The sequence below is a fragment of the Aeromonas sp. S9(2024) genome (assembly GCF_041403185.1).
Classification (GTDB): Bacteria; Pseudomonadota; Gammaproteobacteria; order Enterobacterales; family Aeromonadaceae; genus Aeromonas; species Aeromonas enteropelogenes.
Genome location: NZ_JBGLRE010000002.1, coordinates 163,326 through 182,379, shown reverse-complemented (window position 1 = coordinate 182,379; position 19,054 = coordinate 163,326). Strand labels below are relative to the sequence as shown.

The 19,054-nt window shown below is 55.9% G+C and carries 12 protein-coding genes and 1 other annotated feature; of the genes, 6 read left to right on the top strand and 6 right to left on the bottom strand.

Annotated elements, in window-relative coordinates:
• Positions 1 to 337: 337 nt before the first annotated feature.
• Positions 338 to 1,204, top strand: a complete 867-nt coding sequence (gene tesB / locus ACB028_RS04065) for an acyl-CoA thioesterase II (RefSeq protein WP_042072908.1) — start codon at positions 338 to 340, stop codon at positions 1,202 to 1,204.
• 84 nt (positions 1,205 to 1,288) lie between these two features.
• Here tesB and aceK read toward each other — a convergent pair whose 3' ends face one another.
• The gene (gene aceK, locus ACB028_RS04060; RefSeq protein ID WP_225634435.1) at positions 1,289 to 3,016 is read right to left on the bottom strand and encodes a bifunctional isocitrate dehydrogenase kinase/phosphatase; all 1,728 of its coding nucleotides are present in this window, start codon (positions 3,014 to 3,016) and stop codon (positions 1,289 to 1,291) included.
• Between the two features lie 197 nt (positions 3,017 to 3,213).
• Here aceK and ACB028_RS04055 point away from each other — a divergent pair, with 197 nt between their 5' ends.
• The 4 genes from ACB028_RS04055 (at position 3,214) to thrC (ending at position 8,867) form a co-directional block, all read left to right on the top strand.
• Positions 3,214 to 3,906 (top strand): tRNA/rRNA methyltransferase, encoded by a 693-nt coding sequence (locus ACB028_RS04055; protein ID WP_371143575.1) that lies wholly within the window; start codon positions 3,214 to 3,216, stop codon positions 3,904 to 3,906.
• Between the two features lie 66 nt (positions 3,907 to 3,972).
• Positions 3,973 to 4,105: a sequence feature (Thr leader region), on the top strand.
• A gap of 48 nt (positions 4,106 to 4,153) precedes the next feature.
• A complete protein-coding gene (gene thrA, locus ACB028_RS04050) occupies positions 4,154 to 6,613 on the top strand; it encodes a bifunctional aspartate kinase/homoserine dehydrogenase I (protein WP_371143574.1) in 2,460 nt (819 codons plus the stop codon).
• Positions 6,614 to 6,627: 14 nt separating this feature from the next.
• Positions 6,628 to 7,596 (top strand): homoserine kinase, encoded by a 969-nt coding sequence (gene thrB / locus ACB028_RS04045; RefSeq protein ID WP_371143774.1) that lies wholly within the window; start codon positions 6,628 to 6,630, stop codon positions 7,594 to 7,596.
• Positions 7,593 to 8,867, top strand: coding sequence for a threonine synthase (gene thrC / locus ACB028_RS04040; RefSeq protein ID WP_371143573.1), 1,275 nt, complete (start codon positions 7,593 to 7,595; stop codon positions 8,865 to 8,867). Before thrB ends, thrC begins: the two co-directional genes overlap by 4 nt.
• Positions 8,868 to 9,043: 176 nt before the next feature.
• Here the strand turns inward: thrC and ACB028_RS04035 are convergent, their stop codons facing one another.
• Positions 9,044 to 12,820, bottom strand: coding sequence for a hypothetical protein (locus tag ACB028_RS04035; protein ID WP_156130596.1), 3,777 nt, complete (start codon positions 12,818 to 12,820; stop codon positions 9,044 to 9,046).
• A 570-nt stretch (positions 12,821 to 13,390) separates the two neighbouring features.
• Here ACB028_RS04035 and ACB028_RS04030 point away from each other — a divergent pair.
• Positions 13,391 to 13,744 (top strand): hypothetical protein, encoded by a 354-nt coding sequence (locus ACB028_RS04030; RefSeq protein WP_371143773.1) that lies wholly within the window; start codon positions 13,391 to 13,393, stop codon positions 13,742 to 13,744.
• 145 nt (positions 13,745 to 13,889) lie between these two features.
• Here ACB028_RS04030 and ACB028_RS04025 read toward each other — a convergent pair whose 3' ends face one another.
• From ACB028_RS04025 to ACB028_RS04010, 4 genes are all read right to left on the bottom strand, one after another.
• Positions 13,890 to 14,843 (bottom strand): DUF1848 domain-containing protein, encoded by a 954-nt coding sequence (locus ACB028_RS04025; protein WP_371143572.1) that lies wholly within the window; start codon positions 14,841 to 14,843, stop codon positions 13,890 to 13,892.
• 75 nt (positions 14,844 to 14,918) lie between these two features.
• Complete coding sequence (locus ACB028_RS04020) at positions 14,919 to 16,934, bottom strand: BCCT family transporter (protein WP_061475809.1); 2,016 nt, start codon at positions 16,932 to 16,934, stop codon at positions 14,919 to 14,921.
• 276 nt (positions 16,935 to 17,210) lie between these two features.
• Positions 17,211 to 18,257 carry an NADP-dependent oxidoreductase gene (locus ACB028_RS04015; protein ID WP_371143571.1) on the bottom strand — a complete coding sequence of 349 codons (1,047 nt, stop codon included), beginning with the start codon at positions 18,255 to 18,257 and terminating at the stop codon, positions 17,211 to 17,213.
• A 175-nt stretch (positions 18,258 to 18,432) separates the two neighbouring features.
• Positions 18,433 to 18,999 (bottom strand): TetR/AcrR family transcriptional regulator, encoded by a 567-nt coding sequence (locus ACB028_RS04010; protein WP_371143570.1) that lies wholly within the window; start codon positions 18,997 to 18,999, stop codon positions 18,433 to 18,435.
• Positions 19,000 to 19,054 lie beyond the last annotated feature (55 nt).

Here is a 19,054-nt window from a genome sequence, read left to right as displayed (position 1 = left end):
GGGGCTGTTGCTTTCTAAACCTGAAAATCTCTCTCACTAGCTGACTTTGCAGGTGTCAGTTCGAATTCACTCACCCTCATTGTGTCTGCAAGGTGTCTGCAAGCAGCCTGATAGTGGCTTACTCAAAAATGTGGGTGTCCTAATTGTTACTCTAATTGTTACTTTCAAGGCCCACCTCTTAGGTGGGCCTTTTCGTTGGTCCCTGCTGCGTCCGTTATTGTTCAATGTGCAGGATTGCTGAATTAATGGGGCCGGGCGGGTGGCTGGTGGGGGCCGGGGTGGTTGCCCGGCGTGGCCGGGCTTGTTAGCCTTTGCGGCTCTGACATAGGAGTGAACCATGAGCAAGGTACTGGACGAGCTGCTGGCGTTGCTGGCGCTCGAGAAAATCGAGGAGGGCCTGTTTCGGGGCCAGAGCCAGGATCTCGGCCTGCGGGCCGTGTTTGGCGGACAGGTGATGGGGCAGGCCTTGTCAGCCGCCAAGCAGACGGTCGCCGCCGATCGCCAGGTACACAGTTTCCACTCCTACTTCCTGCGCCCCGGCGATGCCAATCGCCCCATCGTCTACGACGTGGAGAACATCCGCGATGGCCAGACCGTCTCCACCCGCCGGGTCAAGGCCATTCAGGGCGGCAAACCCATCTTCTATCTCAACGCCTCGTTCCAGATTGAGGCCGAGGGGTTCGAGCACCAGGCGCAGATGCCGGCGGGGATCACTCCTCCCGAGCAGCTCAAGAGCGAGCTGGAGCTGGTGCGCCCCTACGAGCAGCAGATCCCGCCGGCGCTGCGGGACAAGATCATGTGCGAAAAGCCCATCGAAATTCGCCCGGTGACTCTGGTCGACCCGATCCGCCCGGATGTGCACGAGCCGCTGCGCCACGTCTGGTTCAAGGCCAATGGCCAGATGCCGGACGATCTGCGGGTACACAAATACCTGCTGGCCTATGCCTCCGATTTCCACTTCCTGTTCACCGCCCTGCAGCCCCATGGCGTCTCCTACTGGGAGCCGGACATGCAGGTGGCCACCATCGACCACTCCATGTGGTTCCACCGCGATTTCAGGCTGGATGACTGGCTGCTCTACGTGGTGGACAGCCCGAGCGCCAGCGGCGGGCGCGGCCTGGTGCGCGGCCAGTTCTTCACCCGTGATGGGGTGCTGGTGGCCAGCACCATGCAGGAAGGGGTGATCCGCCGGCGCGGCAGCTAGGCGTCGTCAATGGCCGGAAAGAGAAGGGGGTGGCATGGCCACCCCCTTCTGTTATCGCCGTGAACAATGAGTGAGCCTACCCCGTCATCCCCCGCGCTGGTATTTGAAACGCTTCTTGCGCCGGTAGGGGTAGACATCCTCGAACAGCCCCTCCTTGATATTGCCCTGCAGTTTTTGCCAGTAGCTGGCATCGAACAGCTCCTTGTGCAGCTGCATCATGATCTCCCGCACCTGGGGCTTTTGCAGCAGGAAGGTGGCGAACTCTTCGGGGAAGATGTCGTTGGGGGCCACCGAGTACCAGGGCTCGGCACTCCACTCGTCCTCCGGATAGCGCGGCGGCGGGATCTGGCGAAAGTTGCACTCCGTCATGTAGCAGATCTCGTCGTAGTCGTAGAACACCACACGGCCGTGACGGGTCACGCCAAAGTTCTTGAACAGCATGTCCCCCGGGAAGATGTTGGCCGCGGCCAGTTGCTTGATGGCGTTGCCGTACTCCTCCAATGCGAGCCGGGTCTGCTGCTCGTCCGCCTTGTCCAGATAGAGGTTGAGGGGGATCATCTTGCGCTCGGTGTAAAGGTGCTTGATCACCAGCTTGTCACTGGTGATGGTGAGCGCCGAGGGGGCCACCGCCTTGAGCTCGGCCAGCAGCTCCGGTGAAATGCGCTCCAGCGGGAACTCGAAGTTGGTGAACTCCTGGGTATCGGCCATGCGGCCGACCCTATCGTGCTGTTTCACCAGCCGGTACTTCTCTTTGACCTGGGCGTGGCTCACCTCCTTGGGGGGGGTGAACTCGTCTTTTATCACCTTGAACACCACGTCGTAGGAGGGGAGGGTAAACACGCTCATCACCATCCCCTTGATGCCAGGGGCGATGACGAACTGCTCCCGGCTCTGGGCCAGATGTTGCTGGTAGTGGCGATAGAGCTCGGTCTTGCCGTGCTTCTGGCAGCCGATGGCGTTGTAGATCTCGTAGTCCGCCTTGTGGGGCATGATCTGGCGAAGGAAGATCACGAACAGGGCCGGCACGGGGGCATAGACCATGAAGTAGGCGCGGGCGAAACCGAACACGATGGAGGCGATGGCCGGCTCGAAGATGACGGTATCCACATAGATGCTCTGGCCCGTGCTGAGCAGGGGCAGGATAAAGGGCAACACCTGTCCCTTCACCCGGATAAGCCCCACCAGATAGGCCCCCTTGTTGCGATAGAACACCTCTTTGAGCAGCTCTATGGTGAAGGGCTCCTCATGGAGTATTTGCGGGCCGTTCTCGGCAAGATGGTGGTGGATGTCGACAATATCCCGCTGTTTGTCCTCATAGGGCAGGGTGAAGCTGTAATCCCCCAGTAGCTGGCTCAGGGTCTGCGGCAGATGGGCCAGATCGGTGCGATAGACCCGCAGCAGGTTGCCCAGATCCGGGTGCTCCCCCCGGCTGAGAAACGGGTGGATATAGAGGTTCTCGTCACGGATGTTGCGGTGGCGAAAGATCCGGCGATAGACGGAGTTGAAGAAGGACTCGGCCACCTCGAAGTTCTCGCAGTGGGGCAGCAGGTCGCTGAAAGCCCCTTTCACCCGTTTGAGCAGCGCCTGGGTGGCGTGATGCTCCCCCATCATCTGGCGGATGGAGCTGGCGGTGGCGCCCACGTGGTGATCATAGAGGCGGATCCGCTCCCGTCCTGCGAGCTGGACTCCCAGCCAGTCACTGTTCTCGAAGCGGCTCTTGCTGCCGCGGGTGATCTCGAGAAAGCGGCTGTAAAACGACTCGAAGCGTTGCAAGATGGTCTCGGCGACGGCCTGTTCCAATGGCTGCGGCATCTCTCTCTTCCTTGTGCTGTGTCGGGCCGATAGCGCGGGCAAAGGTGCGCGTTTTCTGCGCACGTCTGGCCACTATGGCAACATTCAAACGTCTGTTCAAGTGGCAATTTTCGGGGATAAACGGTAGATTGCGCCCCTGTTTTACCGACTGTTTGCCGTCTGTTTTCGCAGCTCGGCCCGGCCCAAGAGGAAACCCAATGAAACTCTATTTTGTCCTGGTGGCACCCGCTCGCGCCGCGAACGTGGGGGCTGCCGCGCGCGCCATGAAAACCATGGGCTTTGACGCCATGCGACTGGTGGCGAGCCGGGTGCACGAGGAGGAAGAGGCGGGCTGGGTCGCGCACGGTGCGCAGGAGATTCTGACCAACGCCGAGGCCTTCGACACCCTGCCCGAGGCCCTGGTCGACATGGATCTGGTGATTGCCACCACCGCCCGTCAGCGTGGCCGCTACCAGCACTACCTCACTCCGGCGGAAATTCGCGATCAGATCCGCGCCAAGCCGTCGCTGGACAAAGTCGCCATCGTGTTTGGCTGCGAGGAGTCGGGGCTCTCCAACGAGCAGCTCGCCCAGGTCGATCTCATCAGCTACCTGCCCCTCAAGGTGGGGTATCCGTCGCTGAACCTCGGTCAGGCGATCATGCTGTATGCCTACGAGCTGAGCCAGCTGCTTGATGGGCCAGAGGCCGTAGCAGAAAAAGGGGATACCGTCGGACAGGTTCGCGTGCTGAAACAAAAAACAGCAGAAATTCTGGGTGAACTCGGAGTTTCACAGGATGAAAAGCTGCATCAATGGGTGATGGACCGGGTACCCATGCTGCCGCAGCGGGATCTGAATATGCTCCATTTGCTCTGCAAAGACCTGATCCGCAAGTTTGGCCAAGAGGTTTAGGTTGACAGCCGGGCGCCCGGCGCGGTATTGCTAAAAGCCAGCTTCGTTCAAGAGAGTTCGTCATGCCCCTTTTCAGCCACACCACCACCACCATTATTACCGGTACCACCACAGGTGGCACTGGGGCCGGTTGATGCGCTGACGAACAAGCACAGAAATCTGAAAAGGCCCGTACCCACCCAGTACGGGCCTTTTTTGTTGGGTTATTTTCATACCGTTTTTCAAGGGATTACAGGGAGAGAGTGCGATGAGAGTGTTGAAGTTTGGCGGTTCGTCACTGGCCGACGCAGAGCGTTTTTTACGGGTAGCCGATATCGCGGTGAATACCCATGGCCAGTCTCAGGTCGCCCTGGTGCTGTCGGCACCGGCCAAGGTGACCAACCACCTGGTGGCCCTGGTGGAGCAGACCAGTCGCGGCATGGATGCCACCAATACCCTGTTTGAAATCAACGGCATCTTCTCCCGCCTGCTGGCCGGATTGAAGGCGGCTTACCCGGCGCTGGATGACAAGGCGCTGCAGGCCCGACTGACCGGTGAGCTGGATCAGGTGGAGCGGCTGATGCAGGGGATCCGTCTGCTGGGGCTATGCCCGGACAACGTGCAGGCTCGCATCCTGAGCCGGGGCGAAAATCTCTCCATCGCCTTTATGCACGAGCTGTTGCGGGTGCGCGGCCTCGAGCTGGATCTCATCGTGCCGGAGCAGCTGCTGGTGACCGATGGCGGCTACCTGGAAGCCCATGTCGATATCGAAGCCTCCCGCCTGCGCTTTGCCGCCAAGGGACTGCGTAGCGATTGTCTCTATCTGATGCCGGGCTTTACCGGTGGCAGCGACAAGGGGGAAACCGTGCTGCTGGGGCGCAACGGCTCCGACTACTCTGCCGCCGTGCTGGCCGCCTGTGTCGACGCCGAGTGCTGCGAGATCTGGACCGACGTGGAAGGCTGCTACAACTGCGACCCGCGTCTGGTGCCGGATGCCTATCTGCTGAAGACCCTCTCCTACAAGGAGGCGATGGAGCTCTCCTACTTCGGCGCCAAGGTGCTGCACCCGAAAACCATCGCCCCTGTGGCCCAGTTCCACATCCCCTGCCTTATCAAGAACAGCTTCAATCCCCAGGGGCCGGGCACCCTGATCGGGGTTGAGCAGGGGGATGATGATCTGAAAGTGAAGGCCATCTCGGATCTCTCCGGCATGTGCATGTTCAACGTCTCCGGCCCCGGCATGAAGGGCATGGTGGGTATGGCGGGCCGTATCTTCTCCGCCGTTTCCCGCGCCGGGGTCAGCATCGTCCTCATCACCCAATCATCTTCCGAGTACAGTGTCAGCTTCTGTATCCACAGCTACGATCTGGACAAGACCCGCAAGGTGCTGGAGCGCGAGTTCGAGCTGGAATTCAAGAACCAGCTGCTGGACCCGCTCGAGATCATGCAGGATCTGGCCATCATCTCCCTCATCGGTGACGGCATGCGCACCAGCAAGGGGATGGCGGCGCGCTTCTTCACCTCGCTGGCCCAGGCCTCCATCAATATCGTCGCCATCGCGCAGGGCTCCAGCGAGCGCTCCATCTCTGCCGTGGTACGTGCCGGCAAGGTGGCGGAGGCCATCAAGGCGTGTCACCAGAACTTCTTTGGCAGCCAACAGTTCATCGATCTGTTCGTGGTCGGAGTCGGCGGTGTCGGCGCCGCCCTGGTGGATCAGATCGCGCGCCAGCAGCCGGTGCTGGCCGAGCAAGGCACCGGCCTTCGGGTAGTGGGCATCGCCAACAGCCGCCAGATGGCGGTCAACAAGGATGGGCTCAATCTTGCCAACTGGCGCGAGCAGCTGGTGGAAGCCCGTGACAGCTTCAGCCTGGAAGCGGTGCAGAAGCTGGTGGAAGACAGTCACCTCATCAACCCGGTGATCGTCGATTGCACTTCAAGTGAAGCCATCGCGGTGCAATATGCCGACTTCCTGGCCGCCGGTTTCCACGTGGTCACTCCGAACAAGAAAGCCAACACAGGGTCGCTTGATTACTACAAGGCGCTGCGCCGCACCGCCCGCCAGACTCGCCGCAAGTTCCTCTACGAAACCAACGTGGGGGCCGGCCTGCCGGTCATCGAGAACCTGCAGAACCTGATCAAGGCCGGTGACAAGCTGCGTGCCTTCGATGGCATCCTCTCCGGATCGCTCTCCTTTATCTTCGGCAAGCTGGACGAGGGGATGAGCTTCTCCGAGGCGACCAAGATTGCTCGTGGCAACGGCTTTACCGAGCCGGATCCCCGCGACGATCTCAACGGCATGGACGTGGCGCGCAAGCTGTTGATCCTGGCCCGCGAGGCAGGCATGGCGCTGGAACTCTGTGACGTGGAAGTGGAGCAGGCGCTGCCGCCGGGCTTTGATGTCAGCGGCGACGTGGAAGCCTTTATGGCCCGCTTGCCCGAGGCTGACGGCTGGTTCCGCGATCAGTTCGCCCTGGCCCAGAGTGAAGGCAAGGTACTGCGTTACGTGGGTTCCATCGAGGGTGGCAAGTGCAAGGTCGCCATCAAGGCGGTCGGCGCCGACGAGCCGCTGTTCAAGGTAAAAGACGGGGAGAACGCGCTCGCCTTCTTCTCTACCTATTACCAGCCGATCCCGCTGGTGCTGCGTGGCTACGGCGCCGGTACCGAGGTGACTGCCGCCGGCGTCTTCGCCGACGTGCTGCGCACCCAGAACTGGAAGCAGGAGCTGTAAGCATGAGCGCAGAGATGAAGCGAAACGAGAGCGTGGTGGCCTATGCGCCGGCCTCCAGCGCCAACCTGAGCGTAGGATTCGATGTACTGGGGGCGGCGCTCGCCCCCGTGGATGGTTCCCTTTTGGGGGACAGGGTCCAGGTCAAACCGGCAGAAGTGCCGTTTGCCCTCTCGGCGGTGGGCCGCTATGCCCACAAGCTGCCGGATGATCCGAAAAAGAACATCCTCTATGACTGCTGGCTCGCCTATGGCGAGGCGCTGGAAAAGCGCGGTCAGATCATGTTGCCGCTGGAGATGGTGCTGGAGAAGAGCCTGCCGGTGGGATCGGGCCTCGGTTCCAGCGCCTGCAGCGTGGTGGCGGCGCTGGACGGGCTCAACGCCTTTCACGGCAACCCATTGAGCGAGCATGAATTACTGTTGCTGATGGGGGAGATGGAGGGCAAGATCTCCGGCTCCGTTCACTACGACAACGTGGCCCCCTGTTATCTCGGTGGCATGCAGCTGGTGGTGGAGGAGGGCGGCGTTATCAGCCAGGGCATTCCGGTATTTGACGAGTGGTACTGGGTGGTCTGCTACCCGGGCACTGTGGTCTCGACCGCCGCTGCCCGCGCCATTCTGCCGGCCCAGTATCGTCGTCAGGACTGCCTCACCTATGGCCGCCGCCTAGCTGCCTTCGTCCATGCCAGCTACACCGGTCAGGAGCCGTTGGCTGCCAGCGTCTTGAAAGACGTGATTGCCGAGCCCTACCGCGCGGCGCTGATCGAAGGCTTCAACGAGGTGCGGGCCCAGGCGGCCCAGAACGGGGCCCTGGCCACCGGTATCTCGGGCTCAGGTCCCACCGTGTTTGTGGTGATGAAGGATCTGGCCCAGGCCGAGCGGATGAAAGATTGGATGGAAGCGCATTTCGTGCGCAATGAAGATGGATTTGCCCGGGTTTGCAAACTCGATATGGCCGGGGCACGGGTAACAGGAAGCGAGCTATGAATCTTTACAATATCAAGGACAAGAGTGAACAGGTGAGCTTCGCCCAGGCGGTGCGTCAGGGTCTGGGCCGCGAACAGGGGCTCTTCTTTCCAGAAACCCTCGAGCCGCTGGCGGACGTCGATGCCCTGCTGGATCTGCCGCTGGTGGAGCGCTCCGCCCGCATCCTCAGCCACTTGCTGGGGGACGAAGTGGCCGCGCCCAAGGTGCATGAGCTGGTCAGTGCCGCCTTCACCTTCCCGGCGCCGCTGGTGAAACTCAAAGACAATACCTATGCCCTCGAGCTGTTCCACGGCCCGACCCTGGCGTTCAAGGACTTCGGTGGCCGCTTTATGGCCCAGTGCCTCGCGGCCTTTAGAACCAACGACAAGATCACCATACTCACCGCCACCTCCGGCGACACCGGCGCCGCCGTGGCCCACGCTTTCTACGGGCTGGAGGGGATCGAGGTGGTGATCCTCTACCCGAAAGGCAAGATAAGCCCATTGCAGGAGGCGCTGTTTTGCACCCTGGGTGGCAACATACGAACCATCGCCATCGACGGCGACTTCGATGCCTGCCAGGCGCTGGTGAAGCAATCTTTCGATGACGAGGCGCTGAAAAAGGCGATTGGTCTGAACTCCGCCAACTCCATCAATATCAGTCGCTTGCTGGCCCAGGTCTGCTACTACTTCGAAGCCGTGGCCCAGTTGCCCAAAGCAGATCGCGCCAAAGCGGTGATCAGCGTGCCGTCCGGCAACTTTGGCAACCTCACCGCGGGGCTGATCGCCAAGGCGCTGGGGCTGCCGGTGAAGCGCTTTATCGCCGCCACCAACGCCAACGATACCGTGCCGCGCTACCTGAAAACCGGCCAGTGGGATCCGCACCAGACGGTGGCGACCCTTTCCAACGCCATGGACGTGAGCCGCCCCAACAACTGGCCACGAGTAGAGGAGCTGTGCCGCCGCAAGGGCTGGGCGCTGGAAACCTTGGGCTCCGGCATGCGTGACGATGCCCAGACTCGGGATGCGCTTAAACGCCTGCATCAGCTGGATTATCTGTGCGAACCCCACGGCGCCATCGCCTGGGATCTGCTGGGTGAACAGCTGGCCGAGGACGAGGTAGGGGTGTTCCTCTGCACCGCCCATCCGGCCAAGTTCAAGGAGTCGGTGGACGAGATCCTGAATCTGGATGTGCCGCTGCCGGGGCCCCTTGCCAAGCATGCCGCGCTGCCGCTGCTCTCCGTTAATTTGCCAGCGGAGTTTGCCCGGTTAAGAGCCTTTCTGTTGGCTTGAGCGCCTTTGCTACGACTTCACTGATACAAAATAAAAAACCCGCTAGCGGGTTTTTTATTTTCAGTATTTATACATTTCACAGTGGTTTATAAAGCATCATGAATCCATCTTTATAAGCTGTATGTTTTATTGCTTACGACTTAGCTAAATTGTTTTGAAAGAAAAATCATCATCTATTAGACAGTTAGTTCATTAAAAAATTGAACTGTAACCGGTATCTCACTACTTGAGTTATCGTGGGAAAGAGGAACAGTTTGCCTAAATAATAGCATCACCTTCAATTCACTTATAGATTCGAGATTCAAGTAATTCATTAGTTTGTCAATGTGTTTGTCCAAAATATGAAATCGATCTATATGCTTTCTTAGACGGTCAGGTTTACCATCTGATTTTATAACACCACGAAACTCATATATTTGCTTGGCTATTTCACCTTCAGTTTTGGAAAATTCTAAATCTTTACATTCAACTAGGTAGACAATCTTTTTGGAGGGGTGCCATGCCAGAACATCAACATCTCCAAAGTCTTTCTCAGTTCTTGTTTTAAGAATCTTACTGATTTTTACATCCGCTTCAACTTCCCAGCCAAAGCTACGAAACTTATCAGCGGCTTCATGGTTGAATCGGTGTCCTGATTTATTTCTTTGTTCTCCAATCCATTTTTTCATCGCGATTGTGTTGAAAAAAGAACCATCTAAAGTTGCATCAAATGAATTTGATAAGCAATATAAAATACCTTTTCGTATTAAACTTGGTGAAACAATGATGTCATCGCCAAGAACAATCAATGGCCTTGCTGTTAACGACAATCTACGTCGATATCTCCATGGAGATATATCGCTAACACGGAACTCTGAAGATAGTTTCATCCAGCCAGGTCTTTGTGGTAGGGTAAATCGGTTTAGAAAGGATTCTAACACTTGACTAGGTACACCGTGAGTATTCGAACGATAAAATAGTTCTGAGTAGGATATTTCATAGACAGCTTTATTTTTTTCAATCCCGATATCTTCAAATATATCTAAAATCTTTCTGGCTTCATCGATAGATATTCCAAATTCTTCACACCAAGCAGATTCGAACTCTTGACCTAGTAGGCCATCAACTTTTTCATGTATTTTAGGCTCAGAGAAATGATCATCATACTTTCCTGAGGCATGGTTCATCATCACTGTTTGAACGGATTTACCGTAAGGAGCTACTACAGTATCATATGCAGTGTGGTCGAATTGTACATCTCCATAAGTGGAAAGCCTTAGTAGGGGTTTAACCAACTCATACATTATTGCATCTGATAGATTTCCATATTGGAAAATAGCTGTTGCAAAAGTTATGAGCTTGGTTATATCCAGCTTATTTGGAACATTTCCTCCTTTGTCTAAGGATTCACAGATAGCCATTTCAATAAGAATTCTAGACCCTGTCAGTACAGAGTTATTTGATGCAATCCGATTCAGTGCGACTGAATAGACCTCGTTTTTATCATTATGAAGTCCTAACATAGCTTTGAAAGTTCGCTGCCAATACGTAATGTCTGCATCTACAGCAGCATGGTTTTTAAGCAAAAAAATAATTAACTCTTTTTTATTAAAAGATTTTAAATAGGACTGAATCTCCTTCCATAGATTTAAAGTTAAGTCTTGTAAATATTGTGTGCATTCAGTTTTTCCATAGATATGACAGGGTTCGGTATGAGAGTTAGATTTCCATGCTAAGCCGATCTTAATGGTGGCATCATCAAATCGGTCTAATACTAATGGTTTTGGTAGGCTAAATTTAACGTAATCAAGAAAAGACTGTGCAGTGAGCATATGCACTTCTTTACCATAGTTATCTGTAAAAACATGATTTAGAACAGTTTCAACTATCTTTTCATGATTATTACATGTGACGGACTCTTTGATAAAAGCCGTAAGCAATGACTTTATAATAGTTTTTTCGGCAATGTTATCTGCTCGATGAAATGCATGTAAATAGTTTTTCAAAAATTTACAGTTTATGTGTAAAATTCCGTTTTCTACGGATGTAGAATACTTTATTAACGTACTTAGGCTTTCAGGGTCAAGTGCGTGCGGCACGTGAGATGGGATGTCAATATCTTCAAAATCAATCGTTAAAAAAACTTTATCGTGTGATGAAGAGTAGCCAAGTTCAAATAAAGCTAAATCAGACCTGTATATCCAATTACAGACGCAACCCCACAATCTATATAAAAGATCTCTATTCTGGTTTTCATAGCATGAAGGAATACACCACCATGAACATAAATTACCTTCAATTAGACCAAGTAACTGACCATTTTCAACGTCATCTATTGATGCATAAATTGGTTTGAAACGATCTTCTTTAAAGTAACTGCTCGAATTCAATCTTCTAACAGAAACAAATTCACCATATGGATTGAAAGTTTTATGTGCATCTTCCTCATTTTGCACTTCCCAACGAACATCTAATAGGGCGTTTTGTGTGATCATCATGAATAATAATGGTGATTTTCCAAAATTTTCATCAAATGCTGAATGAGGGATAATGTTAAAATCATTCTCTTTAGCCCATCCATATAGATTGAGTAAGCCATTTATATTTTGGGTGTGGATACCTGCTTCAATAACACGGTGTTTAGCTTCAATCAATCGCCAGAAAGAAAATGGATCCATACTAGGGATGCGATTGAATGTATCGAAGTCAGGTGCGGGAACGAATTCTAAACGCCAGTTACTAGATTCTGGTTCGCATTCAAACGATATCATAACTGCGCGTCCCCAACCACAGCCGATAATAATGCTAAGGCCACTCTTAAAACCGTCTATTTTTGAAGAAAATCTATACGCCTTCTTAATTCTTTCTGTAATGGCATTTTTCAGATCAATGTTTGATTGAGATGTGCCATTAACGAGCCCTTTTTGATAGTCAAAAAAATCATCAAAAAACAATAAAAAATGCACGTACCTATGAGGATCAATGCCAACCAATGCATCTGCCCCGACAGTAATCCCATTGGAGTCTCTGAATGGTATAAAGGGGGTGTCTTTTATTTTTCCTAATAGGCATGATTTTTCACCAAATAAACTAACATATTTTACTTGCATAAGATGCAGTAGCTTATCTAATAATCCAAGACTATTTATCTGTTCGATTACAAAGAAGCGAATTGCAACACTTATTGCCGTTGGTAAAGCTAAGATATATGTACCATCTTGCGCCCTGTAAATAGGCTTACGTTCCAACGATGAACTTCCAAAAGCCTCATTAGGTAGTGCAATGAGATTTGGATTGTCAATAACAAATGGATTGAGGTCATTCTTATCTACGCCCAAGTCAGTTAGGTCTTCTAAGGAAAAAGTGGCTATATTAAAATTTGCATTAGATGTATAAGAATGAAAGTCCCATTCAGATTTTGGATAATCACTACCTTTTTGATAACGCTTCAATCTTTTCCTATTAATTGATTCGTTAGATAAGGTAAGTATTGCCCTTACTGCTCTCTTTATACCAAGAAACGGATTGATATCTGGCATTTCGTCTATCAGGTCGATAAATATTTGTGTGTAAAAATTGGAGCTTTCCCATAGCCCATTGAGGAACATATATGAGCCTTTAGCTGACTTTATTACACCAACCATCGTGTCTTCAGCTGGATCTTCCCATGAGCCAATATATGTAGAATGAATGCCATTAAATAATTGGCTTATATCGACATCAGTCATCACTTTCTGGCCATGTTGTGATAGGAAAAGCTGATGAATCATAGTTTCTGTAGTTACAAGATTGCTATGAAGCTCTTCCTCATATAGTAGGCCCACTATTTTTATAAGAGAATCTTCAAAGTTAAAATTATCAACTAGGTCACTGATATTGTAATCTGCTCTAAACTGGCCGAAAGTTGGTGTCATTATTTGATGGCTAGCACCCAATAGGTCTAAATCTGGAAAATCCATACTATCAATATTCATATACACAACTCTCAACTTTAATTATTAAAGTAACCATTTTTTAGCCTTCAGTGAAAACTAATGTTGATTAAGTATTTTAAGTTTTTCTCATGCATTGGAAATGGTTATTCGCATCTTTTGGTGATCGCTATATTCGATACCGACATACATATGTTGCCGTGTAAAACTCGTGCTACCGCCCGTGGATTGCAGCTTCCAATGCGCTCCATTAACCAGCGGGCGGGGCCCGGATGGTGCTGTAGGCGCCGAATGGCCAGCATAGCCTCAAGCCTCATACGCAAACCAGTCAAAAGTTGACGCAACTGTCGACAAGCGCTGAATTTTTGCGCCAGCTCACCAATCTAGCCTCTCGTCTCTTGGTGGAGCGGGGGCGGGCAGGGGGAAGGAAGGCTGTGCGAGCACGGCGGTACTTTGGTTGTCATCAAGCGGGGGGACTATAGTGCAGCGTGGCGAGGGTGCCTCGTTTGGCCCGCGTGAGTGTGGGCTAACCACAATGGATAGAGATGGATGGGAGTGTGACATATGAAGCGGATCCTGATGGTGTTGAGTCTGTGTGTGGCGGTGTTTGGCATGGGAATGGGGGTGGCCCAGAGCGCGACGGTAGCGAGCGATGGCTCGGGGGCGCAGCAGGGGTGCGAGGCGCAGGCTGCGGCCAAAAAGCTTAACGGCGCCGCCAAGACCAGCTTTGTGGGCAAGTGCGTGAAAGATGCCACCAGCGCCGCGACCGGCGAGTGCGAGAAGGCGGCCGCCGACAAGAAGCTGGCTGGGGCGGCCAAGAACAGCTTCGTACAAAAGTGCGTGAAGACGGGCGGGGCGAGCGATCCGGCGGCGAAGTGCGAAAAAGCTGCCGCCGACAAGAAGCTCGCGGGGGCTGCCAAGAACAGCTTTATCCAGAAGTGCGTGAAGGACAGCGCCGCCCAGTAAGGCGCTGTCCTTATCCGGTGTGTTTGCGGGGGGCCATCAGGCCCCCAGCTTTTTTGGGAAAAAGAGAGTGGCACGCGCGTGGGCACGGGCTGGCCACGGCTGGCTGGGGCGCATCACAGCAGCGGCAAGCCATCGGGGCCTGGGATTAAAAGAGCGGTCTCTGAAGGGGGTCGGCCACCAGAAGACGCGCATCCACCCCCTCCGTGCCGCCAATCAGGAAAGGGCTTAGAGGATCGTGGCGCTGCCGGTTCTTGATGACGGCGCTCTGGCTGTAGGTGGCGTAACAGTAGGCACAGCCATGCAGGCAGGTGTTGTAGGCGCCGATATCGATGCTCTTGACGCAGCCACAGGCCTCGCGCTGGCCGGGATCTTTTTTGCCGTCGACCCGGCGGTTGAAAAGAGCGTGGATCAACTCATCATCGATGCACTTGCCATGGGCGATGCCGAGATGGGCGAGATCCACGGCCTCGGCACAGGTTTCTATGGTCATGTCAAAACGGGCGGCGGTCTGCGCCATAAAGGCTGCCAGCTCATCCAGCGCATCATGGTTGTCCAGGTTGTTATCCAGCAGGTCGTGAAAGACAAGGTTCTCGACCGCGCGCAGGTTCTTCTCTGTCTTCTTGTAAAGGTCGGCAAAGCTGATGACGACCCTGTGGGTTTTACCGGCCAGGAGCGACGCAATCTTGTAAAAGAGCCGCTTATGCTCGGCCAGATCGACCAGGTTGCACAGCAGTATGGGGTCGTAGCGCCAGATGACCTTGTGGGGGCCAATTCTGTCTGATAACTCACAGAAGGTCTTGATGGCGTTATGGGGTCTGGGAACCCGGCTCTCCAGGGCTTTGGGGTAGCCGGTCAGGGTGTATTGAAAATAGTAGCGATGGCCGAGGGCATCGAGTTCATCCAGGTAGTGCATCAGCATGGCTGGCTGCCGGGTCCAGAATACGATGGCATCGACCTCATCCGGATGCAGTGACACCCGGGTGATTTGGTGGGTATTAAAGGGATTGCGGGTGAGTAAAAAACCGGCCCTTATCCGGTTTATCAACCAGGGGGTATAAAAGGCCGGGATATCGGTTCTTCTGCTTGCGCTGATGATCATGGCATTGCGGCACTCGCCCCGGGGATTGGCAAGGAGGGGATAGGCCGCTCCTTGCCAACCCGCGGGGCATGAATATCAGGCTCCGGATTCAGGCGGCGTGTGCTCCGGTGCGCCGCTTAGCAGATCCAGTCCCTCGTCCTGACTCAGCACCAGGTAGCGCTCGTACTGGCGCAAGACATCGGCGCTCAGCTCGTCGCGGGTCAGGTACTGGATGTCGTAGCCGGCGCGGCCGTCGGCAAAGTAGGTGATGGGCTCGAAGATGCGGGCATCCGGGTCGTGGTTGTGGGCCGCCTCCAGCGGGTTGAAGGCGGGGGCGGGGCGCGCCTCGATGCGCACCCCGTAGCAGAAGTCGCGCCGCCCTTCCTGGGGCACCAGCAGGTGGCACTGATCCGCATCTTCCTGCACCACCCGGCTGGCGAGGCCGCGCGCTTCGAACTCGCGGCACAGGGCGGTTAGGGCTGGCAGGGCTGTATCACGCAGGAAGGTGTGAGCATCGGCCTCGGTGGAGGGGCGCAGCAGGTGATCCATGCGGGTACGCCACTGCTTGCCGTTCCAGAAATCGGTGGCGGGGGAGAGGCGGCGCGCCGAGTGCTCCCGGTCGGCGACCAGCCCGCGCCAGAGCCCCAGGCAGAGCAGCACCATAATGATGGCAAACGGCAGGGCGGCGATCAGCGTCATGGATTGCAGCGCCGCCAGCCCGCCGGTGGCCATCAGGGTGCCGGCGGTGATACCGAGCAGCACGGCCCAGAACAGGCGTTGCCAGATCGGGGAGCGCTCCTTGCCCTGGGTGGCAATGTTGTCGATGACGAAGGCCCCCGAGTCGGCGGAGGTGACGAAAAAGACGCTGATGAGGATCACCGCCAGCGCCGAGGTGATGTCGGATCCCGGCAAGAGGTCAAAGAAGTTGAACAAGAGGGTGTCAACGTTGCCGACCGAGCTGGTCAGGGTCTGCCCCCCGGCGCGCTGGCTGACCCAGATGGCGGCGTTGCCAAACACCGTCATCCACAGCAGGTTGAAGGCGGTGGGCACGAACAGGACGCCGAGGATGAACTCACGCAGGGTGCGCCCACGGGAGATGCGGGCGATAAAGAGGCCGACGAAGGGAGACCAGGAGATCCACCAGGCCCAGTAGAGCAGGGTCCAGTTGCCGAACCAGCCCGCCTGGCTGGTCTCGCTGTAGGTAAAGGTGCGGAAGGTGAGCTGGGTCAGGGACGAGACATAGTTGCCGATGTTCTCGGACAGGGCCCCAAGCAGATACTGGGTGGGGCCGGCCAGCAGCACGAACAGCAAGAGCACGATGGCGAGGAAGAGGTTCAGCTCGGAGAGGCGCTTGACCCCCTTGTCGAGGCCGGTGACCGCCGACAGGGCGGCCAGGGCAATGACGACGCCGATGAGGCCGAAGCGAAACAGCTCCCCCGAGGTGTCGATGCCGGTGAGCCGGGTGATCCCCGCCGAGAGCTGCAGCACCCCGTAGCCCAGAGTGGTGGCGATACCGAAGATGGTGCCTACCAGGGCGAAGATATCCACGGCGTGGCCGAGCGGCCCGCGGATCCGCTCCTTGAAGATGGGGTAGAGGCCGGAGCGGATAGTCAGCGGCAGGTTGTAGCGAAAGCCGAAGTAGGCCAGCACCAGGCCGACGATGGCGTAGATGGCCCAGGCGTGAAAGCCCCAGTGAAAGAAGGTGGTCACCATGGCTTCGCGGGCGGCGGCTGGGGTGAGGGGCGCCGCCTGGGGCGGTGAGACGAAGTGGGTCATGGGCTCGCCCACCCCGAAGTACATGAGACCTATGCCCATGCCGGCGGCAAACAGCATGGCGAGCCAGGAGGTGAAGCTGAACTCGGGGCGCGCATCATCCGGCCCTAGGCGGATGTTGCCGTAATGGCTGAAGGCGAGCACCAGCAGCAGGATCAGGAACATGCCGACCACCAGCACGTAGAACCAGCTGAAGTGCTGGGCAATCCAGCTCTGGCCGTCGCCAAAGAAGCGGGCGGCCGCCTCCGGCGCCAGCGAGCAGACCGCCAGCAGGGTGATGATAAACAAGAGGCTTGGGATAAATATCGGTAAAGACAATGTGCAGCGCGGTGTGTTCATGGGACACCTTTGAGTAGGGAGGGCTTTGTCAAGATACTATAAAGCCATAGCACGCCAAACAGACAAACCCTGATTAATCCTTGGTCACTGTCACACCTTGACGCTAATCGTGGGTTAACGGGGGGAGGTGGCTCACAGGTCCGCATAAAAAAATCCGAAACTGCTTGAAGCAGTTTCGGATTTTTATCGTTAAGGAGCACTGTGCCTGTCGGCGGCGAATTCCCGGGAGGACGTTTGCATTCCCGTGTCAGATGCCGTTATGGCTGGCACCTCAACTCAGGCCAGCTCGTCCTGGCCGACGCGAATGACCAGCTTGCCGAAGTTTTTGCCTTCCAGCAGTCCCTTGAGCGCCTCGGGGGCGTTTTCCAGACCATCCACTATCTGCTCCAGATAGTGGATCTTGCCCTCACTCACCCACTTGCCCATCTGCTCGGCGAACTCGCCATAACGATGGCCGTAGTCATCGAAAATGATGAAGCCTTTCACGGTGGCCCGCTTGGTCAGTATGGTGGACCAGGCCCAGTCCAGATGATCGGGCCCCTGGGGCAGGGCGCTTGCATTGTAGTTGGAGACGGTGCCGCACAGCGGGATGCGGGCCTTGGCGTTGAGCAGGGGCAGCACGGCCTTGAGCACCCGGCCACCGACGTTCTCGAAGTAGATGTCGATGCCATCCGGGCAGGCGGCGGCCAGTTGCTGCTCGAAGTCGCTCGCCTTGTGGTTCAGGGCAACATCGGCGCCGAGCTCCTCGCGGGCCACCTGGCATTTCTCGTCGGATCCGGCGATGGCAACGACCCGGCAGCCCATGATCTTGCCGATCTGGGCGACGGTCGCGCCGACCGGGCCGGTCGCGGCGGCGACCACCAGGGTTTCACCGGCCTTGGGCTGGCCGATATCCATCAGCCCCATAAAAGCGGTGAAGCCCGGCATGCCGAGCACGCCGAGGGCGTGGCTGACGGGGGCCTGTGCCGGATCCAGCTTGAACAGGAAGCTGCCGTCGGAGACGCCGTAATCCTGCCAGCCCACCCCGTAGCTCAGTACCCAGTCCCCTTCCTGGTAGTCGGGGTGGCGGGAGGCGACGACCCGGTTGATGGTGCCGCCCACCATGACGCCACCAATGGCCACGGGGTCGGCGTAGGAGTCGGCATCGCTCATGCGACCACGCATATAGGGGTCGAGGCTCAGGTAGACGGTTCTGAGCAGCAGTTGCCCCTCCGCTATGCTCGGGACTGGGGTGGTTTTGAGGGCGAAGTGTTCGGCACCCGGGGTGCCGACTGGGCGTGCGGCCAGGGTCATCTGGCGGTTTTCGGTTCGGCTCTGGTTCATGGTATTTCCTCACATTACTGGGTGTCAGTGCCATTGCGCAGCTGGTTTGCCCGCAACGGCGCGAGTCGGGAAGGCGTCATCCTTATGACATGGTGAGCGCCTTCTTTTTGTAAAATTAGACCGGTCGTCTAGTGGCGATTGCCAAAAAAGCCCGACATCTATCGGGCCTGTTTATTCATGGGGCCAGCAGCTGGAGCGTCATGGTGTAGGCGTGTTCCAGCTGTTGCCCCTCCCGATCCAGTTTGCCAAGCAGGGCCGCCCCCAGCCAGAGCTGGTAGAGGTTGGTCGCCAGCGGCTGGGTCGCTCTGTGACTCAGGCTGCCATCGGCGATGGCCTCTTCGATGGCCAGCGCGAGGCGCCGCACGACCCTGTCTGTACCGGTCTTCAGGATGAGGCGCATGGGGTCGGAGAGATCCGCTACCTCGGCGCTCAGCTTGACGACCAGGCAGTCGCAACAGCTCCCTTTCCAGTGGACGAAGTAGCGTAGCAGGCGTTCGCGTCCCGGTTTGTCCTGGCCACCGAGCAATGCCTCCATCTCCACCAGATAGCTGTCGATGTAGTGACTGAGCAGGGCTTCGCCAAACTGCTCTTTTGACTTGAAGTAGTGGTAGAAGGAGCCCTTGGGCACCCCGGCTTCTTGCAGCAAAAAGCTCAGCCCCATGGCGTTGAAGCCGTGGGTGGTCAGTATGGTGCGGCCAGTGTCGAGCAGATGCTGGCGCGTGTCTTGGTATCTGTCGGTCATGGCGGCATGGTAGTAGTTACTAGACCGGTCGTCTAGAAAAAGATCGCCAATAATG

What these genes read in the sequence shown, in the direction of transcription:
- ACB028_RS04010 (WP_371143570.1), bottom strand. Translation starts at nt 18,999, where the DNA reads ATGACCGACAGATACCAAGACACGCGCCAGCATCTGCTCGACACTGGC.
- ACB028_RS04015 (WP_371143571.1), bottom strand. Translation starts at nt 18,257, where the DNA reads ATGAACCAGAGCCGAACCGAAAACCGCCAGATGACCCTGGCCGCACGC.
- thrA (WP_371143574.1), top strand. Translation starts at nt 4,154, where the DNA reads ATGAGAGTGTTGAAGTTTGGCGGTTCGTCACTGGCCGACGCAGAGCGT.
- thrB (WP_371143774.1), top strand. Translation starts at nt 6,628, where the DNA reads ATGAAGCGAAACGAGAGCGTGGTGGCCTATGCGCCGGCCTCCAGCGCC.
- tesB (WP_042072908.1), top strand. Translation starts at nt 338, where the DNA reads ATGAGCAAGGTACTGGACGAGCTGCTGGCGTTGCTGGCGCTCGAGAAA.
- aceK (WP_225634435.1), bottom strand. Translation starts at nt 3,016, where the DNA reads ATGCCGCAGCCATTGGAACAGGCCGTCGCCGAGACCATCTTGCAACGC.
- ACB028_RS04035 (WP_156130596.1), bottom strand. Translation starts at nt 12,820, where the DNA reads ATGAATATTGATAGTATGGATTTTCCAGATTTAGACCTATTGGGTGCT.
- ACB028_RS04030 (WP_371143773.1), top strand. Translation starts at nt 13,391, where the DNA reads ATGGGAATGGGGGTGGCCCAGAGCGCGACGGTAGCGAGCGATGGCTCG.
- thrC (WP_371143573.1), top strand. Translation starts at nt 7,593, where the DNA reads ATGAATCTTTACAATATCAAGGACAAGAGTGAACAGGTGAGCTTCGCC.
- ACB028_RS04020 (WP_061475809.1), bottom strand. Translation starts at nt 16,934, where the DNA reads ATGAACACACCGCGCTGCACATTGTCTTTACCGATATTTATCCCAAGC.
- ACB028_RS04025 (WP_371143572.1), bottom strand. Translation starts at nt 14,843, where the DNA reads ATGATCATCAGCGCAAGCAGAAGAACCGATATCCCGGCCTTTTATACC.
- ACB028_RS04055 (WP_371143575.1), top strand. Translation starts at nt 3,214, where the DNA reads ATGAAACTCTATTTTGTCCTGGTGGCACCCGCTCGCGCCGCGAACGTG.